At 64.2% G+C, this 21,348-nt stretch carries 17 protein-coding genes; 10 read left to right on the top strand and 7 right to left on the bottom strand.

What is annotated here, in order from left to right:
- Positions 1-4 precede the first annotated feature (4 nt).
- Positions 5-796, bottom strand: a complete 792-nt coding sequence (locus P0M12_RS13340; RefSeq protein WP_065351774.1) for a cyclase family protein — start codon at positions 794-796, stop codon at positions 5-7.
- 209 nt (positions 797-1,005) lie between these two features.
- Here P0M12_RS13340 and P0M12_RS13335 point away from each other — a divergent pair, with 209 nt between their 5' ends.
- The gene (locus tag P0M12_RS13335; protein ID WP_158170230.1) at positions 1,006-1,614 is read left to right on the top strand and encodes a TetR/AcrR family transcriptional regulator; all 609 of its coding nucleotides are present in this window, start codon (positions 1,006-1,008) and stop codon (positions 1,612-1,614) included.
- Between the two features lie 13 nt (positions 1,615-1,627).
- Here P0M12_RS13335 and P0M12_RS13330 read toward each other — a convergent pair whose 3' ends face one another.
- From P0M12_RS13330 to P0M12_RS13320, 3 genes are read right to left on the bottom strand one after another with little or no spacing between them, the layout of a single operon-like run.
- Positions 1,628-2,611, bottom strand: coding sequence for an alpha/beta hydrolase (locus tag P0M12_RS13330; RefSeq protein WP_030535811.1), 984 nt, complete (start codon positions 2,609-2,611; stop codon positions 1,628-1,630).
- Between the two features lie 19 nt (positions 2,612-2,630).
- Complete coding sequence (locus P0M12_RS13325; RefSeq protein ID WP_125050191.1) at positions 2,631-3,539, bottom strand: PIN domain-containing protein; 909 nt, start codon at positions 3,537-3,539, stop codon at positions 2,631-2,633.
- A gap of 54 nt (positions 3,540-3,593) precedes the next feature.
- The gene (locus P0M12_RS13320) at positions 3,594-4,067 is read right to left on the bottom strand and encodes a GtrA family protein (RefSeq protein WP_269465953.1); all 474 of its coding nucleotides are present in this window, start codon (positions 4,065-4,067) and stop codon (positions 3,594-3,596) included.
- A gap of 63 nt (positions 4,068-4,130) precedes the next feature.
- Here P0M12_RS13320 and P0M12_RS13315 point away from each other — a divergent pair, with 63 nt between their 5' ends.
- The 5 genes from P0M12_RS13315 (at position 4,131) to P0M12_RS13295 (ending at position 9,680) form a co-directional block, all read left to right on the top strand.
- Positions 4,131-5,564: an FAD-binding oxidoreductase gene (locus P0M12_RS13315; RefSeq protein WP_003943934.1), complete on the top strand. Its 1,434-nt coding sequence runs from the start codon at positions 4,131-4,133 to the stop codon at positions 5,562-5,564.
- Positions 5,561-6,322 (top strand): decaprenylphospho-beta-D-erythro-pentofuranosid-2-ulose 2-reductase, encoded by a 762-nt coding sequence (locus tag P0M12_RS13310; RefSeq protein ID WP_007731800.1) that lies wholly within the window; start codon positions 5,561-5,563, stop codon positions 6,320-6,322. The genes P0M12_RS13315 and P0M12_RS13310 overlap by 4 nt, the downstream gene beginning before the upstream one ends.
- Positions 6,323-6,412: 90 nt before the next feature.
- Complete coding sequence (locus P0M12_RS13305) at positions 6,413-8,266, top strand: galactan 5-O-arabinofuranosyltransferase (RefSeq protein ID WP_125052506.1); 1,854 nt, start codon at positions 6,413-6,415, stop codon at positions 8,264-8,266.
- A gap of 73 nt (positions 8,267-8,339) precedes the next feature.
- The gene (locus P0M12_RS13300; protein WP_228401673.1) at positions 8,340-8,948 is read left to right on the top strand and encodes a TetR/AcrR family transcriptional regulator; all 609 of its coding nucleotides are present in this window, start codon (positions 8,340-8,342) and stop codon (positions 8,946-8,948) included.
- Between the two features lie 99 nt (positions 8,949-9,047).
- Complete coding sequence (locus P0M12_RS13295) at positions 9,048-9,680, top strand: hypothetical protein (protein ID WP_202022615.1); 633 nt, start codon at positions 9,048-9,050, stop codon at positions 9,678-9,680.
- 21 nt (positions 9,681-9,701) lie between these two features.
- Here the strand turns inward: P0M12_RS13295 and P0M12_RS13290 are convergent, their stop codons facing one another.
- The gene (locus P0M12_RS13290) at positions 9,702-10,391 is read right to left on the bottom strand and encodes an MspA family porin (protein WP_037126068.1); all 690 of its coding nucleotides are present in this window, start codon (positions 10,389-10,391) and stop codon (positions 9,702-9,704) included.
- A gap of 317 nt (positions 10,392-10,708) precedes the next feature.
- Here P0M12_RS13290 and P0M12_RS13285 point away from each other — a divergent pair, with 317 nt between their 5' ends.
- Complete coding sequence (locus P0M12_RS13285; protein WP_042921226.1) at positions 10,709-12,541, top strand: hypothetical protein; 1,833 nt, start codon at positions 10,709-10,711, stop codon at positions 12,539-12,541.
- A gap of 9 nt (positions 12,542-12,550) precedes the next feature.
- Here the strand turns inward: P0M12_RS13285 and map are convergent, their stop codons facing one another.
- On the bottom strand, positions 12,551-13,315 hold the full coding sequence (gene map / locus P0M12_RS13280) for a type I methionyl aminopeptidase (RefSeq protein WP_030535815.1): 765 nt from the start codon (positions 13,313-13,315) through the stop codon (positions 12,551-12,553).
- A 49-nt stretch (positions 13,316-13,364) separates the two neighbouring features.
- On the opposite strand from map, the gene P0M12_RS13275 reads away from it, so the two are divergent.
- From P0M12_RS13275 to P0M12_RS13265, 3 genes are all read left to right on the top strand, one after another.
- Entirely contained in the window at positions 13,365-13,634 is a 270-nt protein-coding gene (locus tag P0M12_RS13275; RefSeq protein ID WP_003943854.1) for a helix-turn-helix transcriptional regulator, read from the top strand.
- Positions 13,635-13,716: 82 nt separating this feature from the next.
- The gene (locus P0M12_RS13270; protein WP_277377918.1) at positions 13,717-16,971 is read left to right on the top strand and encodes an arabinosyltransferase domain-containing protein; all 3,255 of its coding nucleotides are present in this window, start codon (positions 13,717-13,719) and stop codon (positions 16,969-16,971) included.
- Positions 16,972-17,044: 73 nt separating this feature from the next.
- Entirely contained in the window at positions 17,045-20,347 is a 3,303-nt protein-coding gene (locus tag P0M12_RS13265) for an arabinosyltransferase domain-containing protein (RefSeq protein ID WP_277377846.1), read from the top strand.
- On the opposite strand, the gene P0M12_RS13260 is transcribed toward P0M12_RS13265, so the two are convergent.
- Complete coding sequence (locus P0M12_RS13260; protein WP_277377845.1) at positions 20,344-21,294, bottom strand: DMT family transporter; 951 nt, start codon at positions 21,292-21,294, stop codon at positions 20,344-20,346. The genes P0M12_RS13265 and P0M12_RS13260 overlap by 4 nt on opposite strands.
- Between the last annotated feature and the right edge of the window lie 54 nt (positions 21,295-21,348).

Raw genomic sequence — 21,348 nt, 5'->3', positions numbered from 1 at the left:
TTGCTCAGACGAACGCGACCACACGAGCCGGGGCAGCGCTGGCTCGCGCAAGCTTGATCGGGAAAAACGCCACGTGAAATCCCGAGGGCGGAAGCGCGGCGAGGTTCGCCAGTTGCTGAACGATGAATACTTCACGTTCGCGTCCGGCCCGGTGCCCGTCCCAGAGAACCGAGTTGTCCCCGGTGTCACGAAATTTCTGCGCCATGACTGCAAAGCTCAAGTCCCAGCCGGCAGCGTCGGTGCCCAGCACCTTCGCGCCTTGCTCGGCGAGAAACAGCGTGCCTTCGCGACTCATCCCTGGATACTGAAAGAACCCTGGATCAGCCAAGGTGAAGCTCTCTTGTCCGGTACGGAGCAACACGGCACCACCCTGGGGAACGGACGCACCGTTTTCCGCCAGGGCAGCTTTCAGCGCGTCCACCGAGATCGGCTGATTCGCCTCGCACCGGCCGCGCAGGTCGAGCACCACTGTCTCGCAGAACAATTCATCCAACGCGATGTCTGTGATCGTGCGAGAAGGCTTACCCTCCGAGGTTGATCCGTAGTGCAACGGCGCGTCGACGTGTGTGCCCAGATGGCTGTTGAACTCACTCAACATCTCCGATCCCCACCCCTCACCGTCCGGAAGATCATGAACTCCGCACTGCAGTGCTGCCGCGAACTCGTCGCGTCCGGCACCTGCGGGGTGCGAGTAGGTCACCGAGGGGGCAACGACGGAAGCCAGTGCCTTCAAACCCTCGGGGAGCAATTCCCGATCGGCCGGATCGAGAGTTCTAGTCAGATCGATGAATTCCATGTCCGCCCATTCCGTTAAGTTATTGGACGCTCAGCATAGAACTGGACGATCAACATAGGCAAGAGGGTGTCGCGAGAGGAATACGGCCGGCCGATGGCCGGCCTCGTAGCATGAGTGCGGTGCGCAGGTCTCGGCCCCGACGGGCGCGTCGACGTCACCGCGTGCCGGAATTGGCTGCACTCGAGAACGAAAGAAGGCAGGAACACCGAATGGCGTCGACACGCAAGCAGGAGATTTCCGAGGAAACCAGACGGCGACTGGTGAAAGCCGCGGCCGAACTGGCTGCCGAAGGCGGGTCGACCGCGATGTCCGTACAAGCCGTGGCAGAAAGATCCGGTATCAGCAGAGGGTCCGTGGCCTGGCACTTCGGATCGAAGGACGGGCTTCTACGAGCCGTCGTCGAGGACGCATTCCGGTGGGGCATGGAAAAGCTACGCGCAGAGTTGGCATCATCCTCGGCGACTGGAATCGAAGCATTGATCGAAGCCAACTTCGTACTGATGTCATACCCCGAGGCACGAATTTTCTCGACCATCTTGATCGAAGCCGTGATTCCCGGGTCCACCATCCGCGAGACCTACGCAGAGCAGTACGTCGCAATGCGAACGCTGTACGCGGACTACCTGCGTTCGATCGACACCCCGGTCACCAATCCGGAGTTGGTTGCCGTCACCCTTCTGGCCGGCACTCTCGGGATCAACCTCCAACATCGCCTCGATCCCGACAACGTCGATCGACGTTCAGCAGTAACCGAGCTCGAATCGATCTATGCCCGCGCGATGGCACCTACCACAACGTCAGGACACGAGAATCCCTAACCGGACCGGAAGTTCAACTTCCCGAACAACTTTCGCCCGCGACCTGGGGCGGGACCGCATCCAGCCTGGCGCGAATGAACCTGGCAACGTCACGTAGCGCAGCCCGGCTCTCCGGCAAGCCAGGCCAGACGGCGGGAAACGCGTGAACCTGGCCGTTCCAGATCTGCAGCGAGCACGGCACCCCCGCGGCGGCGAGCCGTTGCGCCATCACCTCCGAATCGACTCTGAGCACCTCGGATTCGGCGGCGATCAGCAACGACGGCGGCAGAGCGGCCAGATCGCCGTCGACGGGTGAGTTCGTCTGTCCGCCAAGCTTTCCGATCGCCATCAATGCCGACACCGGGGCGATCACGTCGCGTCGAGCGTTGGCATGGACCGATTTGGTGGTGCAATCGAGATCGAGGAGCGGTGAGAGCCCGACCAGACCGGCCGGAACCTCGAGCCCCGCGGAAACAGCTGCAAGTGCCGTCGCGAAGACCAGGAAGCCTCCGGCCGAATCGCCAACGAAGACAACCTTTTCCGGCAAGGCTCCCTGTTCGAGGAGCCACCGGTATGCATCGAGACAGTCGTCGACGGACCCGCTGATGCTCGTGCTCGGCAACTGTCGATATGCGATGTGCAGGACCGGAAGGCCGGTTCGCTTGGCGATGCTTGCAACGACCGGCCGATGCGTGTTGAGCCCGCAGCACATGAACCCGCCGCCGTGCAGGTAGAGAACAACACCGTCGCGCAGATCAGCCGTCGAGCCTGCCGTCCGCACGAGTTCACCGTCGAAACCTGGAAAGCGAATCGCTTCCCGATCGATCCCGGACGGAATGCGTACACCCGCGGCCGAGTCCAGCACTGCGGCGCGGCGCATGGCGCCAGGCGTCAGCGGCGCGATCCCGACCACGGGCCGAAGCATCCATCGACACGCGTTGTAGAGGACCTGCGATTCGATACTCGGCCTGCCGTATCGAGTTCCGGTCCTTCGACTGACTGTCGGCAACAGAGACATCTGTCCAGATTAGAAGCGATCAGGCACCGAAGAGGTCGACTTCGTCGAGATCGTCGACGATCGTGACCTTTCGTTTCCGCCCGCCGATGACCTTGCCCAGACCGCGCAGTCCACCGGACTGAGCTTTCGGGGCGGGTTCGATGCGCTGCGGCGCAACTCTCGTCCGCGCTGCGCGCTGAACAGGCTTGGGGGCGGGGGCTGCTGCAGGTGCCGCGGGTTCGGGAACCTCGGCTGGAACCACCGCTTCCGGCTCCACGAAGCCCTGAGCAACCGGGGCCTCGGGCGCGACCTCAGCGGCTTCCTCGACCTCCGCCACTTGCTCCACCTGCACCGGTCCGTCGATCACCGGGATGTCCGACGCCCAGCGGACCCGATACTCCAGACCGCGCGACGCCAGCTCACGCGCGAGATCGCCGTGCCAGACCCCGTCTTCGCCGTCGCCGTATGCCCGTGCGTCGGAGCTCACCCAGATGACGTCGACGCCCGGGTTGCGGTCGGCGAGATCGAGCACGGTCAGCCAGTTCAGCGTCGCCGGATATCCGTCTCGCTTCTTCTTGTCGGTATAGGGCCGACGCAGCGAGATCGCCCTCTCGGCCACCTCGAGATGCGAAACGTCGACTGGATCGACCACTTCGACGCCGATCGCCACGAGGCCTTCGATCACGTCGTCGACGTAGCCGTCGGCCTTGTCGTGAGCCGCGTCGACGAACCTCGTAAGGTCGCGCCGCAACCCCAGTCGGTCGTACATGCGCGCCTGGACGCTCAGGGCCGCGATCATCTCCGCCGATTCCTCGCGGTAGCGACTCGCAACCTCGAGGACGACCAATCGCGGCACGACGACGCGGTGTCCGAGTGCGCGAGCGTCGGCGATGGCAGTGTCGAACCGTGCGCCCCTGGTCAGGGCCGAAGAATCGAGAACGATGATCATGGGCTCGATTCTCTCTCGAGAAACCGGACGAATGCGCTAATCCACCCCGAACCGTTACTTGATCTTGAAGATCACTGCCCGCTGAACGATGAAGTTGATGACCGTCGCGGTGCCCTGCGCGATGACGAAGGCCAGCGGTGTCCGCCACCAATGCTCGTCGAAGACATGGACCATCAGTTCGTTGAGTCCGACCTGAACCGCAAAAGTGACCGCGTACAGCGCGACTACAGCGATGAAGCGGGCGCGAGAAGGCTCGGCCTTGAACGTCCACCGACGATTGATGAGGTACGCCGTCGTGGTGCCCGCAACGAAGCTCAGCGATTTTGCGGCGACGCGCGGCAACCCCAACGCAAAGAGCAGCACGTACAGCCCGTAGTCCACGACAGCCGACAGCCCACCCGTCGCGACGAACCGGACGATCTGCGTTTTCAGGTCCATCGCGTCGTCGGCGATGTCCGTCGTGACAGGAATCTCGACGGGCAGCGGGACGTGGGGTTCGTGCTGGTGACTTGCAGGTGTTTCGGGCACGACGACGAGAGTAACCACTCGAGTCGGAGCCGTCGGCACTACTCCCAGGTAACCTCTACCTTGATGTCCACGACAGCAGAAGAGACGCCGCAGCCGGCTCTCCACACCCAAGCCCGCACCCTCACCGGTTGGGGACGCACCGCCGCCACCACTGCACAGGTGCTGTCCACCCCCGACGTGGAAGTGATCGCCAACGCGGTCGCCCAGGTTGCGGAACAGAACGATTCCAAGCCCTCGCATCTGCGACGCGGCGTCATCGCGCGCGGCCTCGGCCGCTCGTACGGTGACCCAGCGCAGAACGCCGGCGGCCTGGTCATCGACATGAATGCACTCAGCCGCATTCACCGCATCGATCGCGACACCGCTCTGGTGGACGTCGACGCCGGCGTGAATCTGGATCAGCTGATGAAGGCTGCTCTGCCGTTCGGCCTGTGGGTTCCGGTCCTGCCGGGTACTCGTCAGGTCACGATCGGCGGCGCCATCGGCTCGGATATCCACGGCAAGAACCACCACAGCGCGGGCAGCTTCGGCAACCACGTCGTGTCGTTGGATCTGCTGACGGCCGACGGCAAGGTTCGCACGCTCACCCCCAAGGGCGGGCGCAACGACCCGAAGGCCGCACTGTTCTGGGCCACGATCGGCGGCATGGGCCTGACGGGCATCATCTTGCGGGCAACCATCAAGATGACACCGACGGAGACGGCGTACTTCATCGCCGACGGCGACGTCACCAACAGCCTCGACGAGACCATCGCGCTGCACAGCGACGGCAGTGAGGCCAACTACGAGTATTCGAGCGCGTGGTTCGACGCGATTTCCGCGCCCCCGAAGCTCGGCCGGGCGGCAGTCTCGCGCGGGTCATTGGCGAAGCTCGACCAGCTTCCGGCCAAGCTGCAGAAGAACCCGCTCGCCTTCGACGCACCGCAGTTGCTGACGTTCCCCGACGTCTTCCCGAACGGGCTGGCCAACAAGTTCAACTTCACCGCGATCGGTGAGGTCTGGTTCCGCAAGTCCGGCAAGTATCGCGGCAAGGTCCAGAATCTGACGCAGTTCTACCACCCGCTCGACATGTTCGGTGAGTGGAACCGCGCGTACGGATCCAACGGATTCCTGCAGTACCAGTTCGTGGTTCCGCCGGAGGCCGTCGACGAGTTCAAGAAGATCATCGTCGACATCCAGCGCAGCGGGCACTACTCGTTCCTCAACGTGTTCAAGCTCTTCGGCGAAGGCAATCAGGCGCCGCTGAGCTTCCCGATCCCGGGCTGGAACATCTGCGTCGACTTCCGCATCAAGCCGGGCCTGAACGAGTTCGTCACCGAACTCGACAAGCGTGTCCTCGAATTCGGCGGACGCCTGTACACGGCCAAGGACTCGCGGACGTCCGCGGAAACCTTCCACGCCATGTACCCGCGCATCGACGAGTGGATCGCGACGCGCCGCAAGTACGACCCCACAGGCGTTTTCGCCTCCGATATGTCCAGAAGGCTGGAACTGTGATCAACGCTGTAGGTAACCCGCAAACCGTTTTGCTTCTCGGTGGAACCTCCGAGATCGGCCTCGCCATCTGTGAGGAATACCTGAAGAAGGCGCCGCTCCGCGTCGTTCTGGCGGCACTCCCTGGCGATCCGGGACGCGAAGCTGCGGTCAAGCAGCTCGAAGCGAAGGGTGCCACCTCGGTGGAGCTCATCGACTTCGACGCCGTTGATTTCGAATCGCACCCGAAGGTGATCGACCAGGCGTTCTCGAACGGTGACGTCGACGTCGCCATCGTCGCCTTCGCACTGGACGGTGACTCCGAAGAGCTGTGGCAGAACCAGCGCAAGGCCGTTCTGGTGGCAAACGTCAACTACACCGCTTCCGTCTCGGTCGGTGTTCTTCTCGGCGAGAAGATGAAGGCTCAGGGCTTCGGCAAGATCATCGCGATGTCGTCGGTTGCCGGCGAGCGCGTCAAGCGTGCCAACTTCGTCTACGGATCCACCAAGGCGGGCCTCGACGGTTTCTACCTCGGACTCGGCGAGGCTCTCGCGGAATTCGGACCGCAGGTCACCGTCGTTCGCCCCGGCATGGTGCGCACGCAGTTCAGTGCCCACGTCAAGGAAGCTCCGCTGACGGTCAACAAGGACATCGTCGCGAAGCTCGCTGTTGCCGCCTCGGACAAGGGCAAGGAAATCGTCTGGACTCCCGGCCCGTGGCGCTTCGTCATGATGGGTCTTCGCCACGTGCCGCGCCCGATCTTCCGGAAGTTGCCGGTTTAAGCTCCTCCCGTGCCAGAAACAACAACTGCTCCGAGTACAGACCTTTCGACCCCGTCGCCGTGGCGTAATGCCGCGGCGACGGTGGTGGAAATGGCCCTCGGAGCGCTGGTCGCCGCTGTTGTAGCCGCTGTCGGGCTCTTTGCTTTCGGCCGAGTGCAGTGGCCGGCGTTCACCTCTTCCAATGTCACGCAGGCAGTCACGACGGTGCTGCAGGTGCTCTGCATCGCAGTGGTCGGTGTTGCGGTTCTGATGTTCCGCGCCCGCAAGGCCGAGCGGGTCGCAAAACTCCTCTCGTGGGCCGGGCTCTCCGGCTTCGTCACCACGACGCTCGGACTTCCCCTGGCCGCGACGAGTCTGTATCTGCACGGGGTCTCGGTCGATCAGCAGTTCCGAACCGAGTACCTGACCCGGCTGACGGATTCTGCTGCGCTGCAGGACATGACGTACGTGGATCTGCCGCCGTTCTACCCGGCCGGCTGGTTCTGGATCGGTGGACGCGTCGCGAACCTGCTGGGAATGGACGGCTGGGAAGCCTTCAAGCCTTATGCGATCGGCTCGTTGGCTGTCGTCGCCGTCGTTGCACTCGTGTTGTGGACCAAGATGATTCGACGCGATTGGGCCGTCGTCGCGGCCTTGGCCGTCACTGCCGTCGTGTTGGCGTACAACTCCCCCGAGGCGTACGGCGCCGTCATCAACCTCCTGATCCCGCCGGTGCTGATCCTCGCGTGGGGCGCATTGGACCGGCCGGGGGCATCTCGATTTGCCGGAGCCGGCGCAATACTCGGGACGGGCCTGTTCCTCGGTTTCGCCGCAACGGTCTACACGTTGTACCTCGCCTTTGCCGCCTTCTCAGTCACTTTGATGGCCGTCGTCGCAGCAGTAATGGCAGCGAAGGCCAAAAACACGTGGAAGGCAGCGCTGAATCCGCTGATCCGACTGGTAGTGATCGCCGCGATCGCAGGGGTAGTGGCCCTCACGGTCTGGACTCCGTACCTGTTGAAAGCACTTTCAGGGGCAACTTCCGAATCCGGCACGGCATTCCACTATCTTCCCGATTCCGGTGCGGTACTGCCCTTCCCGATGCTGAGCTTCACCCTCGTCGGTGGGCTGTGCCTACTCGGCACGATCTGGCTGATTTCTCGTTTCCTCTTCTCCCGCCGCGCCCGGGCACTCGGCATCGGTGTCATTGCCGTGTATCTGTGGGCATTGCTGTCCATGACGTTCACCGTCGCCGGCAGTACGCTCCTCGGTTTCCGACTGGAGCCGGTCCTGATCGGACTCCTTGCCGCCGCCGGTGTGTTCGGTTTCTTCGAGTTCGCCGGTTGGATCGTGCTGGCCACCAGCGAAAATCCTCGCGTCAAAGCGGTACTGGTTGCACTCGGTGTCATCGGAGCCATCGCCTTCGCGCAGAACATCCCGCAGGTGCTGGCGCCGGATATCGCTGTGGCATACAGCGATACCGACGGCAACGGCGAGCGCGGGGACAAGCGACCCCCGGGTGCCGAAGCCAATTACGCCGACATCGACCGGATCATTCGCGAGCAGTTGGGACGCGAACCCCATGACACGGTGGTCCTCACTGCCGACATCGGCTTCCTCAGCTTCTACCCGTACTTCGGCTTTCAAGGACTGACGTCGCACTACGCGAACCCGCTCGCCGATTTCCGTGCGCGCGCCGCGCTGATCGAGCAGTGGTCGGAACTGAAGACGCCTGACGAACTGGTAGCTGCGCTGGACTCGGCGCCGTGGCGCAGCCCCGACGCCTTCGTCTTCCGCCAGGGCGCCGACGGGTACACGCTGCGGTTGGCAGAGGACGTCTACCCCAACGACCCGAACGTCCGCCGCTACACGGTCACGTTCCCCAAGGAACTGTTCGACGATCCTCGTTTCACCGTGACCGAGCAGGGGCCGTTTGTGGTCGTTACCCGCTCTGACGCAATCTAACCAGGAGATACGTCACAAAAGGCTTACCGTCGGGGTCGTTGACGCGACCCCGACGCACCCCTAACTTCATACCGTGCCCCGAACCGATGCCCGAGCGGCGATGATCGATGCAGCCGAGCGTCTGGTTGCCGAGCGAGGTCTGGCCGCTCTGACTCTTCGTGATGTTCAGACCGAAGCCGGGCAGGCCAACAAATCGGCTGCGCAGTATCACTTCGGGTCACGTGAAGGTTTGCTGGCGGCCGTCGTCGAGTCCAGAATGCGACCTGCCGGTGAGCGTCGTCGTGAGTTGCTCGACACGATCGATCTCGACGCGAATCCACCGACGATGCGTGCCCTCGTCGAGGCTCTCGTCCTGCCGTTGGCGGAACAGACCATCTACCGCGAGGGCACGTTGTACGCGCGGTTCCTGGTGCAGTCGATCTTCGACCCGGCGATGTCGTCGACTATCCGTGACCACATGCAGGCCGAGAGTTTCCGCGAAGTTCAGCGGCGGATAGTCGCTGTGTCCTCGTTACCGGCAGAGATCGCCGAACTTCGGGCGGGAACTCTGACCGTGCTCACCGTCGTCACTTTTGCCACGTGGGAAGGCCGCGTCGACAGCCGCGAACGTGCTCACGTGATCGTTGCCGACCTGATCGAAAGTTGCCTCGGAGCACTCTCGGCCCCGGCTGCGCAAATCTGACACGCTGTCCGGCGAGTTTGTTTCCGAAACTGCCGGGGTACTCAGCCCCTCCAAGCGCAGTCGAGCAAACGGCCGCATCAACCACCGGCGGGGTAGGTGATGACAGTGAGCGAACTCGTTGCGCAAAGCCGCGAGCTTGTACCGCATCGTGCAGTTCTCGATTCCGCAGAGCATGTTCTGGTCATTGCGCGCGGCAAACCGTTCGGGCGCGAGCAGGCTTTCCATGAAGTGTTGAGCGTCGCGATTCGCAATCGCATCGAAGTACTCACTCTGGCAAGGGCTCTCATCGACGTGTCCGAGTCCCGCGACTACCGCGCGATCCCGACCGACACCGCGCACACCGTTGCGGTGCTCGAATGGGGCGAGCTACTCGAGATCCCCACCGAACACCACGAGAAGTCCAGGGCCGAGTCATCCGAGGACGTCGATGAATCGAGTGAACCCGACGACCCGATCGAACCCGAGTATCTGGTCGAGACCGACGTGGGCGGACGGGTCGTCTTCGTCGCCCTCGCGTTCACGATCGGCGGGATAGTCGGATTCTTCGCGCACGACTGGGCACTTCTGCTTCTGATCACCGCCGTGTACCTCGTGTGGATCGCGGCACGGTTGGTCGCGAAACTCGTCAGTGTTTCCCGTAGTGCCCACTGGGCGGACGCTTCGCCGATTCGTGGCGCCGATTCGACCACAAGGAACGCGGAAAACTCCCACCATCACGCTGTTGCAGCGTGACGGCGGGAGCATCCGCTTTCGCTAAAGCCTCTGCGGTACACCGTAAGTGACGACGGTATCGCCATTCGACGTGACAGCCTTCGCGTACGGCCTGATGGTCACCGGCCCGATTGCTCCCTGTACGTAACCGTGAACTCCGGACAGACGGACAGCGGCTTCGGGACCGTCGAACTCCTGATCTTCGAGCAGCGCGACGTCGGTGATACCGCCCGGCGCCAGGTCGACGTCCAGTTCCTGCGACGGAATGATGTCGCCGCCGATGACGAACCCATTGGAAATATCCAGGCCCAGTTCGAAATCCGGAACCAGACCGATCCCGAGGTTCGTTCCGCTCTCGACTGCCCAGTCGAGACCAGGACTGTTGAGAACGACCGTCGCGCCGGTCAGCGCGATCGGGTAACCGATCTGATAGCCGATCGTCAGCTTCGTTCCGGTGAAACTTGCTGCATCCGGGCCGTCGATCTTCACGCCGGCAACCCCGTCGTGGAAGAACTCGACACTCAGCGGTGAGCTGTCGAGAGGTGGAAAGACGTGGATAGCGGTATCAGCCTGGAAGACTTCTATCCGATTTCCTTTGACGTCGGTGATCGAACTGGTGTTGTCGACGCCTGCCGACGCCGTCCCACCCCCCAGGACAACGGCCAACAAGGCCACTGCTCCTACTGCGCTACTACGAACTGCTGTCTTCGACATGCACAAGCACCATCCCATCCGGTATAGGCCCCGGACGTAGGTTCCAACTCTTCGTCGAGGATGGGATTCGTCGGGGCTGCCTGAACAAACGCGAGCAAGATCCTTGTTGCGATACCCCGGTCACGAACCCGTCAAACGGTGCACGAAAACATTACTTTTCGGACAAGTCGGGCGGACCGGTTTGTCCCGCTGAGTGCGCCCGCTCGCGGACGCGAACCGTTTTGTTCGTTACTCTGACAGAGGAAGTTATCGAATCGAGACCTAAGTAGGCCACCCCGAACTTCTGAGAACTGCCACTTCAGGGATGGGCGCCAGAACCGAAAGGCACCGACTGCATGACCGAGACCTTGCCCGACGTCCAACTGCTCGAAGAAGCACGTCCAGGGCGAGTCCGTTCAGCAGTGCGGCGCTCGGTCGTCCAGCGCGGTCGTCTGGTCGACCTCGCGATCATGGCGACGTTCACCGTCGCGGCGATCTACGTGATGTCCAACCTGTGGAGCGATCTGCAGTCCGGCTATCTGTTCAACGCGGGCCGCGACCAGGCCATGTGGGAATGGTTCTTCGCCGATACCGCTCACGCCCTCGCCCAGTTCCGCAGCCCACTGTTCAGTGACCTGCAGAATTACCCGCTCGGCGTGAACCTGATGGCCAATACCGCCATGTTCGGGATCAGCATCCCGCTGGCCCCGATCACATTGATCTTCGGACCGACAGCCACGTATGCGATCGGACTGACTGCCGGCCTCGGCGGCACCGCTATCGCCTGGTACTGGGCATTCTCGCGGCACGTGCTGACCGGCGTCTCCGTCCGCTCCAAGGTCGCCGCCGCCGTCGGAGCGGGGTTCTGCGGATTTGCGCCCGCCATGATCTCGCATGCCAACGGCCACCCGAACTTCGTCGCGTTCTTCGTACTTCCGTTCATATTCTTGCAGGTAGTGCGCATTTCGAACGGCAAGCGTCCGGTTCGCGACGGTGTCGTCCTCGGCCTACTCGTCGCCTGGCAGATCTTCCTCGGCGAAGAACCGCTCCTCATCTTCACGATGTCAGCCATGGTGTTCGGCGCCGCCTATGCACTGCCCGGCCTGGCCAAGTCGCGCCAGGCGATCAAGCGCGCGATGCCCGGCCTCGTGATCGGCGGCGCGGTCACACTCCTGATCACCGCGGTGCCGCTGTGGTCGCAGTTCTTCGGCCCAGCGAGCTACGACGGCGTCTCACACGGTCAGGCAGGCAACGACACCGCTGCACTCACCACGTTCCCGACCGAATCGGTTGCGGGCGACCCCGAGGGCGCGGAGTTCCGAATGAACCCGACCGAGGAGAACGCGTACTTCGGATGGCCGCTGGTGCTCCTGCTTCTCGGTGCAACGGTGTGGCTGTGGCGCATCCGCCTGACCCGCGCGGCTGCCGCCGTGATCGTGGTCATGGGTGTGCTCTCACTCGGTTCCGAACTGACCATCGACGGTGACAAGACCGGCATCACTCTGCCGTGGAAACTCCTCGCCGACCTGCCGTTGTTCGAATCGGTGCTCGAATCCCGATTCGCGATGGGCGCGATTCCGGCGATCGGGCTGCTGCTCACCCTCGGCACCTACCGCGCTTTTGTCGAACTTCGTGGACCGCGCCGCACGGCAGCCGGTGTCTGGCTGGTGGCTCTCGCCGTCGCGATGATTCCCCTGATCCCGACCCCCATTGACGCCGATCAGCGATCTGCGACGCCCGAATTCATCACCAGCGGCTCGTGGGAGAACTACGTCAGCGACGGCACCCTGGTGACGGTTCCCGTCGCGAGCGCCGAAGACGCCCGCGCACTGAGCTGGCAGGTCGACGCCGACTTCGGCTTCCCCATCGCCGGCGGGTACTTCGTCGGCCCGGATTCGAAGACCCGCGCCGGAATCTACGGCGCCGAGTCCCGGCCCACCTCGACCCTGCTGGTCAATGCCAAACAAACCGGCAAGGTCCCGTTGATCGACGTGGGCACCAGAGCGAACGCACTGACCGACCTGCGGTACTGGCACGCCGACGTACTGGTGCTTCCCCGATTCTCCGGCGACGACGCCCTGCGCCACACGGTCGACGAGCTGGTCGGCTTCGACGCCAAGCGCGTCGACGACGTGTGGGTGTGGGACGTACGAGACCTCGTGAGCGGCAAGACCTCCAACCAGAGCTGAGCGGGTTGATCAGCGGGTCATGATCACCGGACCGTCTTCGGTGATCGCGACCGTGTGCTCACTGTGCGCAGCCCGGGCGCCCGAAACGGTGCGAAGGGTCCACCCGTCGGCGTCGTGCCGGTAGTCGTCGGTTCCGTCGGCGATGAGCATCGGTTCGATGGCGATGACCAGGCCGGGACGCAGCCGGAAGCCTTTGCCTGCTCGACCTTCGTTGGGCACGTCCGGGCCTTCGTGCATCTCGCGGCCGATGCCGTGCCCACCGTGATCGGCCAGCATGCCGTACCCGCGGCCACGCGCGTACTGTCCGATCGCGGCACCGATGTCGCCCAATCGGTTTCCGGGCTGGGCAGCGGCAATGCCACGGGCAAGTGCCTCATCGGTCGCGTCGATCAGTGCCTGATCCTCACTACTCCCCCGCCCGACAGTGAAGCTGATGGCGGAGTCGCCGCACCAGCCGTCGAGTCTCGCGCCGCAGTCGATGCTGACCAGGTCACCGTCGCGAAGCCGGTACTCATTCGGGATACCGTGCACCACAGCATCGTTCACACTCGCACAGATGGCGCCTGGGAACGGCGTCGATGCCGTTGCCGGCCGGTAGTTCAAGAACAGCGCCGAGGCGCCGGCCGCCGAAATAACCTCCGCGGCAACGGCGTCCAATTCGAGCAACGTCACCCCGACGCTTGCCGCCTCACGCGCCGCAGCCAGAGCCTGCGCCGTGATTCTCCCAGCCGCCGCCATCGCGTCGATTTCCCCTGCGGTCTTGATTTCGACCATTTCGAACACCTTCCTTGTCGAATAACTATACCGGTATTACTATAAGCACATGGTGCGCGTGCCGCTGACGGCGGAAGAACTCGAACGAGGACTACGACTGGGTGAACTCCTGCGATCGGCGCGGGGCGACCGAAGCATGGTTCAGGTAGCGCTCGACGCCGGCATCTCGGTCGAAACTCTGCGCAAGATCGAAACCGGCCGCATCGCGACACCCGCCTTCTTCACCATCAGCGCGGTCGCGGAAGTGTTGGGTATTTCACTCGACACCATCGCCCGAACACTTGAAACACCACAATCCGAACAGGAAGTTGCATCCTGAGTAGTTCTCTCAGGATGTGCGGGCCCGCACTCGCCTAACATCGTTCCTTGTGCCGTCTGAAGTAGTAGTGCCCCCGAAACCCGTGCCCACTGGCCCCGAAGCTCCCCGAGAATCGGATTCCCAGAGAGTCCGGACGGCACGACTCATCGCGATAGTCACCGGCCTTCTTGGCCTGCTTCTTGCACTCGCTACGCCCTTCCTGCCCGTCAAGCAGGAAGCCGCGAGCATCGACTGGCCGCAGGGTGGGACCGTCAACAGCGTTTCGTCGCCGCTGATCTCCTACTCGCCCACATCGCTCGACATCACCATCCCGTGTTCCACCCTCGGCCAGTTGGGCGGCAGCGGCGGCACACTGCTCTCGACCATGCCGAACGGGGCGCCGGACCGAAACGCCCGCGGCCTCACCGTCCGCACCACTGCCGACCGCCTCGAAGCACTCATCCGCGATTCGGTATTGATCTCGACCCCGCTCGATCAACTGAGCGGGTGCACGGCGATCACCATCACGACCAACTCCGAGCAGACCGTCGCGGCGGTCACCGGTATCGACGGCGTCGGCACCACCCTGACCGGTGACTACCGCCCACAGGTTGTCGGCATCTTCACCGACTTGCAGGGCGCAGCGCCCGCCGGACTGTCCGCCCACATGGACGTCGACTCCCGGTTCTCGTCCAGCCCCACACTTCTCAAACTGTTCGCGATGATCGTCGCGGCACTCTCGACCATCGTCTCGCTGTACGCACTGCACCGGATCGACGGCGTCGACGGCCGTCGTGCACGGCGGTTCCTGCCGGCGCGATGGTGGAAGTTCACCGGCATCGACGCCCTGGTTATCGGCACGCTGGCGCTGTGGCATGTGTTCGGCGCCAACACTTCCGACGACGGTTACCTGCTCGGCATGGCCCGAGTCTCGGAGCACTCCGGGTACATGGCCAACTACTTCCGCTGGTTCGGCGTCCCCGAAGCGCCGTTCGGTTGGTACTACGACGTGCTGGCGCTGTTCGCGAAGGTCAGCACCGCGAGCATGTGGATGCGCCTGCCCGCGCTGATCGCCGGCATTCTGTGCTGGATGGTGATCAGCCGCGAGGTGATACCGCGACTCGGTGTTGCGGTGCGCCGCAACAAGGTTGCCATCTGGACCGGCGGGCTCGTGTTCCTCGCCTTCTGGTTGCCGTACAACAACGGCCTGCGTCCCGAGCCCATCATCGCCCTCGGCGCCCTGCTCACGTGGTGCTCCATCGAACGCGCCATCGCCACCGGACGTCTGTTGCCCGCCGCGATGGCCGTGCTGATCGCCGCATTCTCGCTGGCCGCCGGGCCTTCCGGGCTGATCGCCATCGGCGCGCTGATCGCCGGAGCCAGGCCGATCCTGCAGATCCTGATCGCCCGCGGCAAACGCGTCGGCTTCCTGTCCCAGATCATGCCGATTCTCGCCGCCGGAACCGTGGTGCTCGTCGCGGTCTTCGCAGATCAAACCCTCGCGACAGTTCTCGAATCGACCAGAGTGCGAACGGCCGTCGGGCCGAACGTTCCGTGGTTCGAGGAACGGTTGCGTTGGGACGCACTGATGACCATCTCCCCCGACGGCTCACTCGCACGCCGCTTCGGCATGTTCGTCATGATCGTCGGACTCGTCTTCTGCGTCATGATGATCCTGCGCAAGGGCCGGATCCCCGGCACCGCTATCGGGCCCTCGCGCCGAATCCTCGGCATCGTGTTCGCGTCGCTGCTCCTGATGCAGTTCACCCCCACCAAGTGGACTCACCACTTCGGTGTGTACGCCGGTCTGGCCGCCACGGTGGCCGTCCTCGCTGCCGTCGGTGTGAGTGCGTCGAGCATGCGTTCCAAACGAAACCGCGCGCTGTTCGCCGCGGGCATCCTGTTCATCCTCGCTGTGGCGTTCACGAGCTCCAACGGCTGGTGGTACGTCTCGAGTTACGGCGTCCCGTGGTGGGACAAGCCGCCGTCAATCGCCGGCAAGGGATTCTCGACGGCCTTCCTCGGCCTCACGATTCTCGCGCTGCTGCTGGCCGCGTGGTACCACGTCATGGAGCCGCGCCGGCGAAACGGCACGGAGGACAGCGTCAAGAAGACCAGGCGACTCCGCCTTCTCGCCCCGTCACCGTTAACCATCGCGGCCGGAGCGGTCGTGCTGTTCGAGGTGCTGTCCCTGCTCAAGGGCGCGGTCGCGCAGTACCCCGCGTATTCGATCGGCAAGTCCAACATCGAATCCGTCTTCGGCGGAAGCTGCGGTCTCGCGGGTGAGGTACTCGTCGAGTCCGATCCGAACGCCGGCGTTCTGCAATTGACGGATCGGCCCACCGATCTCGCCGGCGCAGGTGCCTTCGGTGCGAGCGAATCAACCGGGTTCTCGCCGGACGGGGTTGCAGGCGACCTCACGGCCGACGCAGAAGACCCGACGGCAGGCAGTGCAAACAGCCTCGACACCTCGACCTCGCAGTCCGGCACCACCACGCCGGGAACCGGATCCGGCACCGCCGGTGGCTCGCAGTCGACGGCCGGCGTCAACGGCAGCAACGTCGCGCTCCCGTTCGGGCTCGACCCCGCAAAAACCCCGGTGCTCGGTAGTTACGGAGCACCTCAGAACGCGTCACTGACCACCGGTTGGTATTCACTCCCCGAGCGCAACGACGCCGCACCGCTCCTGACCGTCGCGGCCGCCGGACGCATCCGCTACGTCAACTCCGACGGCATCGTCACCCCCGGCGCAGTGCTGCAGGTCGAGTCCGGCAAGAAGCAGGCCGACGGGAGCGTCGACGCACTGGGACGTGTCGATCCGATCGACATCGGCCCGTCGCCGTCGTGGCGCAACCTGCGCGTTCCGATGGATCAGCTGCCCGCAGACGCCGACACCGTGCGTCTGGTGGCCAGTGACACCGACATCAGCGCCGACCAGTGGCTGGCGGTCACACCGCCACGAGTGCCGACCATGCGCACGCTGCAGGACGTCGTCGGATCCACCGATCCCGTGCTGATGGACTGGGCTGTCGGTCTGGCCTTCCCGTGCCAACGTCCGGTGGATCACCTGTACGGCGTCGCCGAGATCCCGGAGTGGCGCATCCTGCCCGACCGCATCGGTGCGGAGTCCACCAACGCCTGGCAGGACCACTACGGCGGCGGACCGCTCGGCTGGACTACCGAACTGCTCTCGGCCAGGGCATTGCCGACCTATCTGGACAACGACTGGGATCGTGACTGGGGATCGCTCGAGCAGTACACACCGCTCGATCCGGACGCGATTCCCGCGCAAATGAACGTCACCACCGAGACCCGGTCGGGCACCTGGACACCGGGCCCGATTCGTTACCAGTCGTAACTGTTACGCGTGGACCTACCAACCACCTGGGCACGGTAGGTCCACGCTCAGCCCTGACATACCATCGGTAGCCGTGCCCGACGCCGTGACAGCTTCATCCCAGACTTCGAGTTCGCCGCCTCCTGCTGGTCAGGATGCCCGCGAGCGTTTCCATCGCACGCGATGGGTCGCGATCATCGCCGGCTTGCTCGGCTTCGTGCTCGCACTGGCGACTCCGCTGCTTCCCGTCGTGCAGACGACGGCTTCGGTCAACTGGCCGCAGAACGGCGTGATCGGCGACGTCGAGGCACCGCTGATGGCGCAGGTTCCCATCGACGTCAACGCATCGATCCCCTGCACCGCGGTCAGCTCGCTGCCCGAGGGCGGCGGCATCCTGCTGTCGACGGCACCTGCTCAGGGCGACGGCGCCGCGCTCTCGTCGATGTTCGTCCGCGTGTCCGCTACCAGCGTCGACGTGCTCGATCGCAACGTCGTCGTCGCTTCGGCGGCACGCGAGGACGTCGAGTCCAGTCGCTGTGGCGCCATCGCGTTCAGCTCTGACGTCAACCGAACCACGGCAGAGTTCGTCGGACTGACCTATCCCGACGGCAACCCGATTCGTGGCCAGCTCGACGGTGACTTCCGCCCGCAGGTGGTCGGCGTCTTCAGCGACCTGCCCGACGGCGCTGCCCCCGAGGGCCTCGGCTTCTCGATGACGATCGACTCACGTTTCTCCTCGAGCCCCAGCGTCTTGAAGCTGGTCGCGATGATCGTGGCAGTCCTCTCGACCATCGTCGCGCTGGTCGCCCTGGCTCGCCTCGACGGCACCGACGGCCGCAAGCACCGACGCTTCCTGCCCGCGCGCTGGTGGAAGTTCTCCGGTATCGACGGAGTGGTGGTCGGCACGCTCGTCGTGTGGCACTTCATCGGCGCGAACACCGCCGACGACGGCTACCTCCTCACCATGGCTCGAGTCTCACCGGACGCGGGATACATGGCCAACTACTTCCGTTGGTTCGGCGTTCCCGAGGCCCCGTTCGGTTGGTATTACGAAGTGCTGGCCGTGATGGCGAAGATCTCGACCGCGAGCCCGTTCATGCGTCTGCCCGCTCTGCTCGCCGGAATCCTCTGCTGGATGGTCATCAGCCGCGAGGTCGTCCCGCGTCTCGGCCGGGCGGTTCGCCGGAGCAACGTCGCCCTCTGGACCGGCGGGCTGGTGTTCCTGTCCTTCTGGCTGGCGTACAACAACGGTCTTCGCCCCGAGCCCATCGTGGCTCTCGGCGCACTGCTCACCTGGTGCTCCATCGAGCGCGCCATCGCCACCGGACGTCTGCTGCCCGCGGCCACGGCAATCTTGATCGGCGCCTTCACTCTTGCCGCCGCACCCACCGGATTGATGTGTATCGCAGCCCTTCTCGCCGGTGTGCGCCCGTTGGTGCGCATCGTCGTCAAGCGTCACCGACTGGTCGGCACCCTGCCGCTTCTCGCTCCGATCGCCGCTGCCGGAACCATCGTGCTGGTGGTCATCTTCGCCGACCAGACCTTTGCCGGCGTCATGGAAGCCACGCGCGTCCGAACGATCATCGGCCCCAATCTCGAGTGGTACCAGGACTTCCTGCGCTACTACTACCTCTTCGTCCAGACGGTCGACGGCTCGGTTGCCCGACGCTTCGCGTTCTTGACGATGATCCTGTGCCTCTTCACGACGCTCTTCGTGTTGTTGCGCCGCGGTCGCGTCCCCGGCGCGGCAACCGGTCCGTCGTGGCGCCTGGTCGGCGTCGTCTTCGGCACGATGTTCCTGATGATGTTCAACCCCACCAAGTGGACTCACCACTTCGGTGCGTACGCGGGCATCGCCGGTTCTCTCGCCGCGCTGACCGCCGTGGCCGTGTCCGCGTCCGCCCTGCGCTCGCGTCGTAACCGATCGGTGTTCGTGGCCGGACTGCTCCTGATGCTCGCGTTGACGTTCGCCGGCATCAACGGCTACTGGTACGTCTCGAGTTACGGCGTGCCGTGGTTCGACAAGACCATCTCCTACGACGGCCGTGAATCCAACACCCTGTTCCTCGCACTCTTTGCTCTCGCCTTGGCCTTTGCCGCCTGGCAGTACCTGCGTGAGGGATTTGCCGCCCCGCCCGAGAAGCCGAACACGGCCAAGGGCAGACGAATTCGCAAGTTCGCGGCCGCTCCCCTCACCGTGATTGCCGGTCTGATGGTCCTGTTCGAGGTGCTCTCGCTACTCAAGGGTGCAGTGTCGCAGTACCCGGCGTACTCGCTGGGCCGAAGCAACATCGAGGCACTCGCGGGCAAGACCTGCGGCATGGCCGAGGACGTTCTGGTCGAGACCGACGTCAATTCCGGGAATCTGCGGCCTCTGACCGCTCCCGGATTCAACGCCGAGGATCCGTTGTCGGGAGTTGATTCGAAGGGCTTCTCCCCCAATGGGGTTCCCAGCGATCTGACTGCGGATTACATCGAAGTCAAGCAGGGCATGGGCAATACCGACAGCCAGAGTGTCGGTCCCACCTTCGCCACCGGTTCCGGTGCCGGAACCAGCGGCGGCACCGGCAACGTCGGCGTCAACGGCAGCACGGCCAAGCTCCCCTTCGGCCTCGATCCGTCGAAGACACCGGTCATGGGCAGCTACCAGCCCGGCGTGCAGGAACCTGCTTCCCTCATCTCGAGTTGGTACGGATTGCCCACTCGCAGTGAAGAATCACCGCTGGTGGTCATGTCCGTCGCCGGGCGTGTGTGGTCCGTCGACAACACCGGTGCGATCACGTACGGCCAGTCACTGCTGGTCGAGTACGGCAGGACTCAGCCCGACGGAACCGTGCAGGTTCAGGGTTCGTACATGCCGCGAGACATCGGACCCGCGCCGTCGTGGCGCAACGTCCGTATCCCGATCGACGAACTCGCGCCGGACGCGGACGCCGTTCGGGTGGTCGCGTTCGATCCCAATCTCACGGGCGATCAGTGGATGGCATTCACGCCGCCGCGCGTGCCCAAGCTCGAGTCCCTGAACTCGTACATCGGCAACGAGCAGCCGGTGCTTCTGGACTGGGCTGTCGGCCTTCAGTTCCCGTGCCAACGTCCGTTCACACATCAGAACGGCGTGGCCGAGATGCCGAACTTCCGCATCCTCCCGGACCGTCCTCTTGCGGTCAGTTCCACCGACACCTGGCAGTCCGCGGACAACGGTGGCCCGCTCGGATTCACCGAGGTTCTTGCCGGTGCGACGACGGTTCCGACGTACCTGAAGGACGACTGGGCGCGGGACTGGGGATCACTCGAGCGCTACGACCGGTACTTCCCCAATGCGGTTCCGGCAGAGGTGGAGACGGGCACCGCAACCCGCTCGGGCATGTGGATGCCCGGCGAGATGCGGGTGCATTAGCCTGCGCTACCTACTCGGGTGACTGCTCGGGTGCGACGTACGGAGACGGCCGAGACCGCTCCGACAACGACGACGCACCCGAGTAGTTGCCCAACGCCTGGCCGTTCGCCGATCAGCACAACTGCCAGCAGCACGGCGAGAACCGGTTGCATGAGCAGGAGCGTCGCGCCCACCTCGGCGGGAAGCCGAGGGAGCGAGTTCCCCATCAGCATCCAGCCGAACACCTGGCCGACCAGTGCCAGTGCCGCGAGCCAGCCGAACGCTTCCCAGCCCGGGACGAAATCGATCCGGCCCCACAGTGATCCGATGACGGACCCGGCGATGCCCGCGGACGTCGTCGAGATCAACACCTGGCTCGCTGCCCGATCCGCCTCGCCCGTCCGGCCGACCACGAAGATGTAGCCGCCGTAGGCGATTCCGGAGACGAGCGAGAGCGCCGTTCCCCACAGCAAGTCGTCGCCGGTTCCCGCACCCCCGAACACGCCGCCCGCCAAGGCGATTCCCGTGAACATGAACGGCAGGGCGAAGACGAACCGCATCGGCACCCGATTGCCGAACACCAACCAGGACAGTGCGGGCACCACGACCACCTGCACGTTCACGACGACGCTCGCCATCCCCGCGCCGATCATCAGAATCGACTGTGACCACAACGCGAAATCCAGCCCGAGCAGCAGACCGCCGAGCACCTGCAGAACGACTGCCCGCCGGCTCGGCTTGCCCACCCGGCGGTACTCCCGCCACGCCAACCACAACAGCGGCGGCAAGGCCAGGAAGCAACGGAAGAAGACGGCGGTCGAGGGCCCCACATCGGCCAGCTTGATGAGGAGCGAACTGATCGAGATCGCAGCTGCGCCTCCGACGACCAGCAGTCGAGGGTCGATGCGCCCCCGAGGAGTTCGGGTGGGTGTCGATGTCTGCGCGGTCGCGGAGGTCAGTGTGGTCACTCGACAATGTTCCTGCCGCTAACTATTCAGCACAAGCAAATGTTCAGACCGTAT

This window comes from Rhodococcus sp. RCBS9 (assembly GCF_029457415.1).
GTDB classification, from domain to species: Bacteria; Actinomycetota; Actinomycetes; order Mycobacteriales; family Mycobacteriaceae; genus Rhodococcus_F; species Rhodococcus_F qingshengii.
The sequence above is the reverse complement of the archived record's forward strand: the minus strand, read 5'-3'. Positions and strand labels throughout refer to the sequence as shown.

Coding starts and splice junctions, on each gene's coding strand:
- P0M12_RS13340 (WP_065351774.1), bottom strand. CDS start 796: ATGGAATTCATCGATCTGACTAGAACTCTCGATCCGGCCGATCGGGAA.
- P0M12_RS13335 (WP_158170230.1), top strand. CDS start 1,006: ATGGCGTCGACACGCAAGCAGGAGATTTCCGAGGAAACCAGACGGCGA.
- P0M12_RS13330 (WP_030535811.1), bottom strand. CDS start 2,611: ATGTCTCTGTTGCCGACAGTCAGTCGAAGGACCGGAACTCGATACGGC.
- P0M12_RS13325 (WP_125050191.1), bottom strand. CDS start 3,539: ATGATCATCGTTCTCGATTCTTCGGCCCTGACCAGGGGCGCACGGTTC.
- P0M12_RS13315 (WP_003943934.1), top strand. CDS start 4,131: ATGTCCACGACAGCAGAAGAGACGCCGCAGCCGGCTCTCCACACCCAA.
- P0M12_RS13305 (WP_125052506.1), top strand. CDS start 6,413: ATGGCCCTCGGAGCGCTGGTCGCCGCTGTTGTAGCCGCTGTCGGGCTC.
- P0M12_RS13295 (WP_202022615.1), top strand. CDS start 9,048: ATGACAGTGAGCGAACTCGTTGCGCAAAGCCGCGAGCTTGTACCGCAT.
- P0M12_RS13290 (WP_037126068.1), bottom strand. CDS start 10,391: ATGGGATGGTGCTTGTGCATGTCGAAGACAGCAGTTCGTAGTAGCGCA.
- P0M12_RS13285 (WP_042921226.1), top strand. CDS start 10,709: ATGACCGAGACCTTGCCCGACGTCCAACTGCTCGAAGAAGCACGTCCA.
- map (WP_030535815.1), bottom strand. CDS start 13,315: ATGGTCGAAATCAAGACCGCAGGGGAAATCGACGCGATGGCGGCGGCT.
- P0M12_RS13275 (WP_003943854.1), top strand. CDS start 13,365: ATGGTGCGCGTGCCGCTGACGGCGGAAGAACTCGAACGAGGACTACGA.